The sequence below is a fragment of the Vibrio mexicanus genome, from assembly GCF_001012815.1.
Taxonomy (GTDB): domain Bacteria; phylum Pseudomonadota; class Gammaproteobacteria; order Enterobacterales; family Vibrionaceae; genus Vibrio; species Vibrio mexicanus.
The window spans coordinates 1-12,873 of record NZ_JYJP01000023.1 but is presented as its reverse complement, the minus strand read 5'-3'; the positions used below and the strand labels follow the sequence as shown (position 1 = coordinate 12,873).

Annotated in this window: 14 protein-coding genes; all 14 read right to left on the bottom strand. The window is 43.1% G+C overall.

Features of this window, described 5'->3' with window-relative positions:
- Positions 1 to 317 precede the first annotated feature (317 nt).
- Positions 318 to 1,094 (bottom strand): phosphoadenylyl-sulfate reductase, encoded by a 777-nt coding sequence (locus tag UA76_RS04345; protein WP_047043453.1) that lies wholly within the window; start codon positions 1,092 to 1,094, stop codon positions 318 to 320.
- Positions 1,087 to 2,817 carry an assimilatory sulfite reductase (NADPH) hemoprotein subunit gene (cysI, locus tag UA76_RS04340; protein WP_047043451.1) on the bottom strand — a complete coding sequence of 577 codons (1,731 nt, stop codon included), beginning with the start codon at positions 2,815 to 2,817 and terminating at the stop codon, positions 1,087 to 1,089. The genes UA76_RS04345 and cysI overlap by 8 nt, the downstream gene beginning before the upstream one ends.
- Positions 2,817 to 4,688, bottom strand: coding sequence for an assimilatory sulfite reductase (NADPH) flavoprotein subunit (locus UA76_RS04335; RefSeq protein WP_202906908.1), 1,872 nt, complete (start codon positions 4,686 to 4,688; stop codon positions 2,817 to 2,819). The genes cysI and UA76_RS04335 overlap by 1 nt, the downstream gene beginning before the upstream one ends.
- Before the next feature lie 104 nt (positions 4,689 to 4,792).
- Positions 4,793 to 5,023: a hypothetical protein gene (locus UA76_RS04330; protein WP_047043446.1), complete on the bottom strand. Its 231-nt coding sequence runs from the start codon at positions 5,021 to 5,023 to the stop codon at positions 4,793 to 4,795.
- A 152-nt stretch (positions 5,024 to 5,175) separates the two neighbouring features.
- A complete protein-coding gene (locus UA76_RS04325; RefSeq protein ID WP_047043443.1) occupies positions 5,176 to 5,835 on the bottom strand; it encodes a TIGR04219 family outer membrane beta-barrel protein in 660 nt (219 codons plus the stop codon).
- 139 nt (positions 5,836 to 5,974) lie between these two features.
- The gene (gene pspG, locus UA76_RS04320) at positions 5,975 to 6,184 is read right to left on the bottom strand and encodes an envelope stress response protein PspG (protein WP_047043440.1); all 210 of its coding nucleotides are present in this window, start codon (positions 6,182 to 6,184) and stop codon (positions 5,975 to 5,977) included.
- A gap of 160 nt (positions 6,185 to 6,344) precedes the next feature.
- The gene (gene dusA, locus UA76_RS04315) at positions 6,345 to 7,367 is read right to left on the bottom strand and encodes a tRNA dihydrouridine(20/20a) synthase DusA (protein WP_047043458.1); all 1,023 of its coding nucleotides are present in this window, start codon (positions 7,365 to 7,367) and stop codon (positions 6,345 to 6,347) included.
- A 206-nt stretch (positions 7,368 to 7,573) separates the two neighbouring features.
- Entirely contained in the window at positions 7,574 to 8,176 is a 603-nt protein-coding gene (locus UA76_RS04310) for a hypothetical protein (RefSeq protein ID WP_157617563.1), read from the bottom strand.
- Positions 8,177 to 8,183: 7 nt separating this feature from the next.
- Positions 8,184 to 8,546 (bottom strand): hypothetical protein, encoded by a 363-nt coding sequence (locus UA76_RS04305; RefSeq protein ID WP_047043435.1) that lies wholly within the window; start codon positions 8,544 to 8,546, stop codon positions 8,184 to 8,186.
- Positions 8,547 to 8,845: 299 nt separating this feature from the next.
- Positions 8,846 to 9,541: a hypothetical protein gene (locus UA76_RS04295; protein WP_047043429.1), complete on the bottom strand. Its 696-nt coding sequence runs from the start codon at positions 9,539 to 9,541 to the stop codon at positions 8,846 to 8,848.
- Between the two features lie 105 nt (positions 9,542 to 9,646).
- Entirely contained in the window at positions 9,647 to 10,096 is a 450-nt protein-coding gene (locus tag UA76_RS04290; RefSeq protein WP_047043427.1) for a hypothetical protein, read from the bottom strand.
- Between the two features lie 27 nt (positions 10,097 to 10,123).
- Positions 10,124 to 10,498: a lysozyme inhibitor LprI family protein gene (locus tag UA76_RS04285; protein WP_047043424.1), complete on the bottom strand. Its 375-nt coding sequence runs from the start codon at positions 10,496 to 10,498 to the stop codon at positions 10,124 to 10,126.
- 1 nt (position 10,499) lies between these two features.
- Entirely contained in the window at positions 10,500 to 11,366 is an 867-nt protein-coding gene (locus UA76_RS04280; RefSeq protein WP_272946002.1) for a peptidoglycan-binding protein, read from the bottom strand.
- A 287-nt stretch (positions 11,367 to 11,653) separates the two neighbouring features.
- Positions 11,654 to 12,733: an MIX and LysM peptidoglycan-binding domain-containing protein gene (locus UA76_RS04275; RefSeq protein WP_047043422.1), complete on the bottom strand. Its 1,080-nt coding sequence runs from the start codon at positions 12,731 to 12,733 to the stop codon at positions 11,654 to 11,656.
- Positions 12,734 to 12,873: the final 140 nt, after the last annotated feature.

The following is a 12,873-nucleotide window of genomic DNA, read 5'->3' as shown; positions in this document are numbered from 1 at the left end:
CTTTTTATTTTACTTTTTCAAGTAAAGGCAATTAACTATCTTGTTTTTGCTTTCTAGCCTTACCGACCGTTCTCAAACCCTTGTGAGCTCAGCCCCTGTCGATGAGGTGGCATTATAGAGATCGGCATCACATTGGCAAGCGTTATTTTGAAAAAATTGCAAAAATAACGCTTAAGCGACGCATTTTCATCCAAAGGCTAATTTATTCAACTTTATCCTAGTTATAACTACAAATTACCCCCAAAGTTATCCACAACCACATATGTCAGCCAACAAAAAAGGCCGCGAATGCGACCTTTTATATCTAAAGTGAAGTATTAAATACCCGAACCGTATTGTTCACCATCATCTTCATGCAATCCACATTCTCTTTTTAAACCAAAGAAACGTGTTTCTTCTTCAGACATTCCCGGCTCCCACTTTTTAGTAGTGTGAGTATCACCAACCGACAAGTAACCTTTGTCTCTTAATGGGTGATAAGGAAGATTGTGCTTCTCTAGGTAGTAGTGCACATCTTTGTTTGACCAATCAATCACGGGTAAGAACTTGAATACACCATTTTGAATAGACAAAATCGGTAAGTTAGCTCGACTAGACGACTGTTCTCTGCGAAGGCCTGAGAACCAAGTTCCAACTTCAAGTTCATCCAAAGCACGGCGCATTGGTTCAACTTTGTTGATCTTGTTGTACTTACTTATACCTTCAACGCCCTGCTCCCACAATTTACCGTAACGAGCTTCTTGCCAGTTTGCGCTTTGATGGGCTCTGTAGACTTTCAAGTTTAAGGTGAGCTGCTCACTTAAGTCATCAATAAACTGGTATGTCTCTGGGAACAAATAGCCAGTGTCGGTCAAAATAACCGGAACGTCAGGCTTCACTTGCGTAACAAGGTGAAGCATTAATGCAGCTTGGACACCAAAGCTGGAAGACACTGCGTGTGTTCCCTCTAAGTTTTCCAACGCCCAAGCTACTCGCTCTTGCGCTGTTAGCTTTTCTAGCTCTGCGTTAACTTCTGCAAGGCGGAGTATTTGCTCCACCTTAGTCATAGAGAGGAGATCAGCTAACTTCAAAGGAGAAGTTACTGTATCAAGCATAGAAATCCCTCTTGGAGACGACAACTTCTGCAATGATGCCTGCGCGAATGACAAAGTCGCCAAATGCTTCATTCTGTTCGCGCTCTTTCGACCAGCGCGCGACTAAGCCATCTATCTCTTCTAAAATTTGTTTATCGGTAATGTTCTCTTTATACATCTTAGGAACACGAGTACCCGCTTTATTACCGCCTAAGTGCAGGTTGTATCGACCTGGTGCTTTACCTACTAGACCAATTTCTGCCAGCATCGCTCGACCACATCCGTTCGGACAGCCAGTAATACGAGTAATAATGCTGTCTTCTTTCGGCACTTGGTGTTTTTCGAGGATTCCCTCTATATCTGTTACGAATTCAGGTAGGAATCGTTCAGCTTCTGCCATCGCTAACGGACACGTAGGGAATGCAACACACGCCATCGAGCTCTTACGCTGCTCACTGACACCGTCATCCATCAACCCATATTCACGAGCGATCTTTTCGATCTTGGCTTTCTGGCTCTTAGGTACACCAGCAACAATTAAGTTCTGGTTCGCTGTCATACGGAAATCGCCTTTGTGAATCTTAGCGATTTCAGCCACACCACTTTTCAGAGGTTTGCCTGGGAAATCGAGCAGACGACCATTTTCGATGAACAGCGCAAGGTGATGCTTACCATCGATACCTTCTACCCAACCAATGCGATCACCACGGTCTGTGAACTCATATGGGCGGCTATCAGCGAACTTAATACCCGCACGCTTTTCGACTTCCGCTTTAAATACGTCTGTACCTACACGATCTAGCGTGTACTTAGTTTTCGCATTCTTACGATTTGAACGGTTACCCCAGTCACGCTGTGTTGTGACAACTGCAGCGGCAACATCCAGTGTTTTATCTAGAGGAACGAAACCAAAATCATCCGCACGACGTGGGTAAGTCGAGGTGTCACCATGAGTCATCGCCAGGCCACCACCGACGAGTACGTTGAAACCAACTAGCTTGCCATCTTCCGCAATCGCGACAAAGTTCAGGTCATTCGCGTGCACATCCACATCATTCTGTGGTGGGATAACAACTGTTGTTTTAAATTTACGCGGTAAGTAGTTGCTACCTAGAATTGGCTCTTCCGTTGTTTCTACCTTTTCGCCGTCTAACCAAATTTCAGCATACGCTTTGGTTTTTGGTAGAAGGTGCTCACTGATCTTTTTCGCCCACTCGTAAGCTTCTTGATGAAGCTCAGATTCTACTGGGTTCGTCGTACATAGTACGTTACGGTTTACGTCACCCGCAGTGGCGATTGAGTCAATGCCAATACTGTTCAAAGTTTGGTGCATAAGCTTGATGTTTGGCTTTAGTACACCGTGGAACTGGAACGTTTGACGTGTTGTTAAACGAATACTTCCATATAGAGAGTGCTCGGTTGCAAACTTGTCGATAGCCAGCCACTGTTTTGGCGTAATAATACCGCCCGGCATACGAGCACGAAGCATCACATTATGCAGCGGCTCAAGTTTCTGTTTCGCACGCTCGTTACGAATATCACGGTCATCTTGTTGATACATGCCGTGGAAACGAATTAGCTGGAAGTTGTCCGCGGTGAAACCACCTGTGATACGGTCTTGTAAATCGCTTTCAATCGTGCCGCGCAGGAAGTTACTTTCACGCTTTAGACGTTCGTTATCAGCCAGCTTTCCTAACTCTTCGCCTAATACCACTTGCTTGTTATTTTCAGTAGAAAAAGTCATTAGTACACATCCCTTTGGTAACGCTTCGCTTTGCGTAAATCATTTACAAACTCTTCAGCTTTCTCTCTGCTGAAACCACCTTGCTGCTCGGCAATCGTAATTAATGCATCATGAACGTCTTTTGCCATGCGAGTTGCATCACCACAAACGTAAACATAAGCGCCTTCTTCTAGCCATTGCCATACTTGTGCAGCATGCTCGAGTAAACGATGTTGAACGTATACTTTTTCGTGTTGGTCGCGACTGAATGCCACGTCCAGTTGAGTCACTAAGCCAGACTTCAGGTACTTCTGCCACTCAACTTGATATAAGAAATCTTGAGTAAAGGTGCGATCGCCAAAGAACAGCCAGTTTTTGCCTTCTGCATCACGGTTGTCGCGCTCTTGAACGAAGCTGCGGAATGGGGCGATACCTGTCCCCGGACCAATCATAATAACTGGTGCGTTATCATCTTGTGGCAGCTTGAAGTTATTGTTGTTCTCAACAAACACTTTAACTTCACCACCTTCTTCCAAGCGCTGTGCTAAGTAGCTTGATGCACCACCGTAACGAGTTGCGTCACCTTTTTGGTATTCAACAAGACCTACCGTTAGATGCACTTCTTCATCCACTTCACTTTGCGCAGAAGCAATAGAATATAGGCGAGGTGTCAATCGACGCAGTAACCCAATAAGCTCTTCCGCTGAAAGTTTGGTTTTCTTCTCTGCAAGCACATCAACGATCTGTGTGTTGCCTGCGTATTCACGCAGTTTGTCTTTGTCATCCACCAGCTTCTGAAGTTTCTTACTACCAGATAGCTCAGCAAACTTAGTCACGAGTTGAGGATTCGCGGCAGTGATCTCGAACTTGCTGACCAATGCGCTATGAATAGATAGGCTTTCACCATCGACTTCAACACTTTCTACGCCAGATAGACCGACTTTCGCCAAGACTTCATTAGCAAGGTCTGAACTATTTTCAAACCAAACACCTAGCGCGTCACCTGGCTGGTAGCTAATACCTGAGCCATCTAAATCAATTTCAACGTGGCGCACATCTTTACCAGAATCACGACCGGTGATTTTCTGGCTTGCTAGCAGTGTTGCTGTGTATGGGTTTTGCTTTGTGTACTCAGAGTGTGCAGAAGCTGCACCAACTGGAAGCTGAACCACTTCTGCTTCGCTTGCTGAAGACAGTGCTTCTTTAACTTGCTCTAATGCTTTTGCACGCCATTCGGCTGCAGGCGCATCATAGTCAACATCACAGTCAATACGATCAATAAATGATGTTGCGCCTAGCTTCGAAAGATAAGCATCGAAATCTTTACCTGTTTGGCAGAAGAATTCATAACTCGAATCACCAAGACCAATGACACCGTAGCTTAAGTTTGGCAGTTTTGGCGCTTTCTTAGATTGCAAAAACTCGTGCAGCTCAATGGCGTTGTCTGGCGCTTCGCCTTCACCATTTGTCGAGGCAACGATAATAACGTGCGTCTCTTTCGCAAGGTTCTTACCTTTATAATCGCTTGCGTCAAACAACTCGACAGCGATGCCTTGTGCTTTCGCTTCTTGCTCCAACGCTTCTGCAACGCCTTTAGCATTACCCGTTTGTGAAGCGAAAATAATAGAAAGCTTGCCAGCAGGTTTTGTACTAACCACTGCGGTGGCTTGAGCTACAGGCGTTTGTGCGCCGACTGCTTGATTCTGGCTTAAGCCCCAAAAGTAGCCGCTTGCCCAAGCGAGCTGCTGAGGAGAAAGTTCAGATACGGTTTGAGCTAATGCACCAAACTGTTGATCATTTAAAGGGCTTGCTAGTCCAGCAAGCTCTGGTGGTGTAGTGTTTCCTGATGACACTTTCTTTTGAGAAGACATAGTCACGACATCCCTATTCATTGCGTGACGATAGATTAACCACTCAGAGTAATAACAAGAAAGAATAGAAGTGAATGTTTTATAACTTTTTGGAACGAGGGGAACTGGAAGGGGTTATAAGCGCGCTACTTGGCCTCGATACGAACTTGCTTGAATCCAACGGCCATCGCAGACTTTGACGCTAAGTTTAGGTCACCATAATGGCACTCTTCTCCATGCGCATCCGTTAAAAGGACAAAGCCACCACGCTGGTGTCTGAACTCGACAATCCAAGTACCCTCTTGTACTGACGGCTCAATAATCGCTTCAATCAACTGATTGTCTCTGTACAACGTTCTGAGTTCATTAATCGTCATTGTTCATCCATGGCTTTTACGACAACTACGCTTTTAAAGCATGGCTCAACAATCTCGAAAGTACTAAATTTTGTATGGGTTATTTCTTTTAGGTATAAAAAAGCCTCTCTTAATAAAGAGAGGCTTTAAGAAAACTTCTTAGTTTCGACTGATTAGAACGCGTATTCTGCGCCTACAAACCAACCGTTAGCAAAGATGAACTCCTTACCAAAATCTTCAGAATCGATCTCAAACATATTCGATTCTAAATCAATCACTCGGTAGCCGCCTTTTAGGGCCAATTGGCCACCTTGCATAGGCACTCGATATTGTACCCCTGCCATTAAGTCGGTGCTCTTAATGTCGTTGTTATCGCCGAAATTCATCTCGCCGATGATATCAAAATTCGAGTTTGGAACGGTTAGTTCAGCATAGGCATACCATGCCCAGATAAAGCCATCAAAGCTGACTCTTTCATTAGTAAGCGCATTACGGTAAAGCGTGTCGCTCAGATCGGTAAGCGTGACACCGGCATCGAAGTGCATTAAGTCATGCTCATAAATACGGTAGTAGAGCGTAGCATCAAATTTGTCGAACGCCATGTAGTCTGCATCAACACTAGAGTGGCGCAGTCTGACATCAGGGACGTACTTTACATCGTGCTCTAGCGCAACATAGATACTTGGGGCGCTATCTGAGTCACGATTGACTTCGTTAACTTTGGTATCCGTCCACCAGTAATCGGCACCAACTTTTACAACAGATTCCGCATAAGTGCCAAAAGAGGCCATCATTGCGATAGACGCAGCAGCAATGGATGCTTTGTTAATCATGAAAAATACGCTCCAAGACGAGTTTTGTGTCTAAAGTATCGGTTACTTGAGAAAATAGTACCATAATCTGCATAAACACCATTACACATTTCTCTGGCTTAGCCTAGAGCGCGTGGTCATAAGCGGAATGACTTCTCGATTAACGCGCCTGCGCCACATGGTTTTTGAAGAACCAGATCCCGACTGCGATAACAATAAGCCACGGCAACAGCTTAAGTACAACGCCAATCATACCAAGTAGCATCATTACGGCTAGAGCAATACCTGTCGCCGCCAACACTGTCACCATCGTGATACCAGTGACCAAAAGTGTCGCAATAAAAACAAGTACAAAGATAAGTTCAAACATGATTGTCTCCTTTCTCGATATGTTTACCTATACAGATACCATGCCAAGTTAAGAAAAATCACTAACCCATTGTTTTAATAAAAATAAAAAGGGCAAGCCTACCAATGGCAGATTTGCCCCACAACAACTTGGTAAATATCACCAATCTACATGGTAAATTTTACACATTCAGTTCTTTTGGAATCTTCGCTAGTGCCGCTTCCAATACTTCGATACCAGAACCTGGCTTATGCGCATTTTCACTAATGTAACGACGCCATTGACGCGCGCCTGGCATATTTTGGAAAAGTCCTAACATATGACGAGTGATGTGCCCTAAGTAAGCACCTTGCGAAAGCTGGCGTTCAATATATGGATACATTTCTTCAACGATCTCACTGCGCTTTTTGATTGGCGTGTCTTTACCGAAGATGATGTTATCCACTTGAGCCAATAAGTATGGGCTTTGGTAGGCTTCACGACCGACCATCACGCCATCAAGATGGTTAAGATGCTCCAGTGAATCTTCCAAAGTTTTGATACCACCATTTAGCGCGATAACCAAATGAGGAAAGTCTTTCTTCAATTGATAAGCTCTTGGGTAATCAAGCGGCGGGATCTCGCGGTTCTCTTTAGGGCTTAAACCACTCAACCACGCTTTTCGAGCATGGATGGTAAGCTGCTCACAGCCCGCTTTCTCTGAAACCGTTGAGACGAAATCCGTTAGGAACTCGTAAGAGTCTTGATCGTCAATGCCGATTCGAGTTTTTACGGTGACTGGAATATCCACCACATCGCGCATCGCAGAGACACAATCTGCCACCAGCTGAGGCTCTGCCATCAAACAAGCACCAAAGCGACCATTTTGAACGCGATCTGACGGGCAACCGACATTCAAGTTCACTTCATCGTAGCCACGCTCTTGAGCCAGCTTGGCGCACGTTGCCAAATCTGCTGGATTGGAGCCACCAAGCTGAAGTGCGACTGGGTGCTCTTCTTCGTTGTACGCTAAGAAGTCGCCTTTACCATGAATAATGGCACCCGTTGTGACCATCTCAGTGTATAACAGCGTATCTTTGGTCATCAAACGATGGAAGTAACGACAATGGCGATCAGTCCAGTCGAGCATTGGCGCGATGGAAAATCGAGAATGGTAAAAATGTGGCTTTTTCCCTTCCACTTCAGTTCCTTCGTTAATCAGCATAGTGTTATCTTGCATTGTACGGCCCTACTCATGCCTAGACTGGCATCGTCTGTAATCAGTTCACGTCAATTATCACGTGAGTTTTTGAGCCGGGGATTCTACCTCAACTTCGGCTTAGACCCAAATATTCCCGATTGTTCGCTGTGAATGGAGGTTGATATCGTTCAAGTAGAGTGCATGAGTAGGGAAAGCAGTTATTAACAAACTTACCTGAGCGCATCGCTATTAAACGTCTCTTGAAAATAGACATAGACGCTCTTTGCTTCATCGAAAATGTCTTGTGAAAACACTTCTAGTGTCTTCACTTCTTTCGGTATTGAGTTTGAGAACTCTGGCCCATCAAAGTAGAAAAACCAAAAGCTTGAGCGCTGTTCTTGATCCAGTTTCTTCAATGTTTCTACTGTCAACTCAGGGCCTTGCTCAATGAAAGTGACCAACGCTTGTTTGTAATAGCTTACCGCATCCACTTCCCAGTGCCCATTCAATGCGATTTTAAAGAGCGGTAAGTAGTTGCTTTGTTTGGTATTCAATGAAAAGAAGAGTTGGATATAGGCGTAAGCTATTTCAGAATCATAGATTGCTGAGCGATGATGGTAAGCACCGCCCGAAGCGAAAGTAGCACTAAACAGATAGAAGGTTTTGGGAAAGCATTGAAGAAAAGCGGTAACATCATCAGCATTTCCTTTTACTGCACCTTGGTAGGAATCGTTCAAACAACGAACATCTCTGTCTACTGGGAGGTGGATGTAGCTGTTGGAGAAGGCATTGATTGAGAGCAGAAGTGAACATAACACCAACATGAACCGCATGAGCCTTTTAATCCTTAATGTGTACTTCTCTATAATACTCATAAACGCCCTTAGCGGATGCAAACACACGCTTTGATATCCGATCTAACGCTAGCACTTCATCCGGCATATCTTTGGCGAGGTGTGGGCCATCGAAGTAAAAGAACCAGAAGCTGTCTAGATCTTCCGTTCCAATAGAGTCCAACGTCTTAGCAATATGCTCAGGCTCTAGCTTCAATAACTCTATTAATCGATAGCGATAGTAATTGACACCATCCACTTCCCAGTGCCCATTCAATGCGATACTAGTTAGTGGATAATACTTCTTTCTATCCCTACTCAGTTCAAAATACAAATCGACATACTCATATATCAATGTATGTTGAGACACTAATGACCTATTAGAAAATGCACCACCCCATACCCAAACGTGGCACTGAAATGACGAAAAGTTTTAGGAAAGCAATCCAAGAACCGTTCTTGCTGCACTTTATCTTTCTCTTTTGCCCCAGCATAATTTTCATCCATGCATTGAATATTGGAAGTAAGAGTTTGATAAAAAGAAGGAGCTGATAAAACCTCAAAAGGTATGACACACAAACAAGTAACTAAGACTCGGTTCCTATTAGCTTTAGACCAAAACAGCTCCATTGATCTCCCCCCCCTCTATTGCCACATCGGCTGCATTTACTATTCATTGTTGCTTGGTTGGATAACGACTTTTATGTCTAGCAATGGCCTTACGTCACCTAAGACAAACTCCGTCCCAGAATGAAAAACCAAGGTCTCCGATTTCCTTAGTGCAAGGTTAAACTTACCCTCTACAGTCATACCATCAACTTCTACTATCCCGCTTTCAACATAGACATCTGCTGTGCAAACCTTGCACTGAGCAATTGGCACATCTTTAGAAACCCAAATTTCATCCGAAGGGACTTTATGTATACGATCATTTGTAAGAACGTACGTATCAGAATTGATATTATGTGGTGTTATACGCTTTAAAACGCCATCTTGAAGAGCAAAGCAAACATTGTCATAAACAGTGCTGTCGTAAGCGCTTTGCCCTGAAAAACAAATTTCGTTTGAACCTAGTGAATAACTTGTCTCGTAGGCGATCATTTCAGAATCAATTTGAAACTCAGTTGGGAAATGAATCAGTTGGGTAGACTCTTTCGAGTAAATAGCACCACAGATAGCACCACCGCCACATGGGTAACTGAAAACATATTCGGTATGATTAAAGTTAGGGCCAATTGCATATTGATGCTGTAAGCTTTCAATGAATACCTCAGCAACCCCTTCTCGTGCGATCAGCTCATCTATGTTCGCTAAAGTGCTAAATGTAACTAACAAACCTACACCAATGCCTAGCAAGATTCTCAATTCAAACTCCTTTATTTAACCAACTGAAAATCAACATATAGTCACCCGCAATCCAACTGTTTATAACTTCGCATCAAGCTAGCGACGTTAGAAGGACCAAAACAACTAATAGTGTTGGCAGTTTTGTATGATACTCCGCTGTGAATACAAGTCAGCACCTTTCTCTCCCGCATTGGACCACAGATACTCGCCTTTTTTCTCATCGAAAAAACCATACCAGTGAATCACATAATCTCTGTCATTTAGCTTATGCAAGGTAAACATTGGGTTCTGCTTACTGACATCTCCCCAATTAATATTGGCCCCAGCTAATCCGATGCTGTCTGTCTTATCAAAGAAGAAGTCACTACTTTCCTTTGAAACTTTAACCTCTTTAGCTACCACGTAAATCTGATTAGTATTAACCTCAACCCGAGCTCCCCCATCACCAATAAAAACTATCGAAAAGAAGTTAATATTTTGAGCATTATCTCTATCACAGCTTGCTTTTAGTTCTAGGAGGCTAGCTATAGAAACGCTGGGCAACAACATACAAAATACAATTAGCCATTTCATTGAATGCACTCTGCTATATCATCAATATCACTCAAAACTATCTATCATTTCTTTCAAACCACTCAAAAATTCTGTTCTCTCAATATACTTACTTGTTACACACTCAAGGTTCATAATTTCATAAGTTACCGTTGTTTCTTCGACGTAGAATGAATAGTTTTTGCAATCATTTTCTGCCAACTCAATCCAGTTTTTTTCAGTTACTATTAAAGAACTTTTAAGTTCATTCTGAATTTTACCTTCTAAAATCGAACCAATTCTCTTCTCATAGTTTTTTTTCTCAAACTCATATAGTTGTTTTTGGCAACTCAAAACATCAGAAGAAAACTTATTTTCATAACATGAATCACTAGCTATTGCACAACTTGAAAAAATAACTAATAAAACCAATAAATATTTCATCCTAATGACCTCTCAAATAATTAGCTCTTTGTCGCCCAACGTCATATCTACGCAACACCGGATTTGTCTCAATATAGTTAATCAAAGTTTCTCTATCATTTGACATACACATCACCATCGGTCTCTCGCCTTTGGTAAAGCCCTGATAAACAAAATCCACAGCAATATCTCTAATTTTTGAATCAAGCTCTTCCCAGTTAGTCGCATTCATACCAGCCGTCCACCTCAAATAGTTTCTCTCTGCACGAGCGACATAAGTCGGGTATATCTCAACAAAAAGAAGGTGTTGAGATTTTCTAGTTATCTCTCCAACCTGCTCTTTGTAAGAAGCTATGAAGAGTTTTGCTTGCTCTCCTTTTAATCCTGCAGATCGAGCAATCAATCTTGCTATAGACTCAGGAACTAATGCGCTTTGCATATGCTCGAATATTTCATCTTCAGATCTATTTCCACAATCATAACCACGACCGACAGTAACACCAGATTCATCATTTCCTGGCCAATGTATTACTCTAGAGAAGTTAGTTGACGCACTATTATCACTGCCCTCAGCATTAAAAGTAACTTGTCCATTAGGCACTTTTAACCATTTCAAATCCATATCATCATTTGTGGAATAGTTCCAAAAAAGCTTCAAAGCCTCATCTATCGCCAGCAGCGTTCCCGTATCTACAACACCACTCACTTCCATTCGATAGTCACTATGGAAAATATACTGCGGAGCATAATGCTCTTGAAACTGCTTTATAGCATTCTCTGTGCTTGGGCCGAAATCACCGTCATTTCGGCTTGGACCAATATCAAACTTCATTTCAAGCAATGCCGTTTGGAGTGTTTTAACTAGTTCTCCTTCTGCACCCTTTCCTATGCTTTCCCCATTACCTCGCGCTAGGGCTTCTAACTCATCGACAGATGACAGTAGCTGAGAGTGAAGGAAAATCTGCTCTACCTTAATGACGGGTGTTCGCTTGTCTGCATCAACTCTATCAGTGATAGGCTCAACAAAGTCATGCGATGATTCCGCTTGCGGGCACTGAACATTGGCATACGCAAACGCGGTTTTGTCGGTGGTAATATTCTCAGGAGGGAGAGGCTGGCGCGGGCATGCCTCTGCTGTTTGTTCAGAAGGTGTTACAACTAACTTATCGCCGACTTTTAGCTTAGTGGGTCATCAAGATAGAGAGGGTTGAGCTCAAGCAGAAATCTTGGCAACAAGTTGTAAAGCGCCGCAATGCCATCCCATGTTTCACGTTGATTGGTTTCTGGATCGAGCTGGCAAGTGTGGAACTCAATCTCTTGCGTCGCTTTCGACTTACGCTCTAGAACAAGCTTATCGCCAACATTTATCTGATGCGGATTCTCTTCATGTTGTGGATTCAACGCCAGTAAGGCCTCTAATGATAAACCTTGTCGATGAGCAATAGCGGACAACGAATCCCCAGCTTGAATGGTATAGATGACCTCTTCACCAATCTGCTTCGGTTTCTCTATTAGCTTCGCTGTTCGAGTTTCAATGACCTCATCAAGATCAACTATGCAGGCGTTTTCATCTAACCATTCGGCCGACAATGTTGATTGCATGAATTCAGCTGAAAGCTTGTTTCGAACATAGAGCAAGTGCTGCCTGCTGACTTTAGTGTTACCAATCTTACACGGCAAAACAATCACTGACGCTTCATGACCATCGACGACTTCATCACTCAGCTGTTCATTGGTTGATGTGGTGGCTGAAAAAGTCCACTTTCCTCCATCCTGAATTTGATATTCATGCGCAAGCTCATCATCGATGAAATGGTAGAAATAGCCTTGTGTAGGCCACCCCAAACGCTCACCAATCTGGACTGATAATTTTACTGGTACGAAAGATTCACTTACAGAGGTGCTGCCATGTTTGACTGGGCCAACATTTTCAAGTTCTAATGCGGTCGACTTTGTGCCTGGAAACTGAAAACAGAGCGTTTTGGGCTCATTGATTCCAACAGAAGTAGACAACAAGACCCGATTACGCTCTGCATTACTTGAGAGTGACCAAGAGGAACTTATCGACCCTTCCTGCTCTGTCGCCATAAGTGCAAAACTCTTTAACCCAAAGCTCTGCACTTCTTCAGGAGAGCAAACAAGTTCAACGTTATATTGAAATTCACCCTCCTCTTTCTTGTCACTGAGGTGCTCGTTAAAAGCTTCGATTGCACGAGTAATAGAATTCGATTCTTGTGGCTTGCTGTGATATCTCATTGCTTGATATTTTTAGACCAGTATCAAACTATTTTATCGAATATTTAAGTTTTCATTTGCTCGTTTTACTAGGCATAAACACTTATTCATTAAGCGATGAGAAACACGTTCGAAGGAGTGCGAACACTAATTCGATTTGA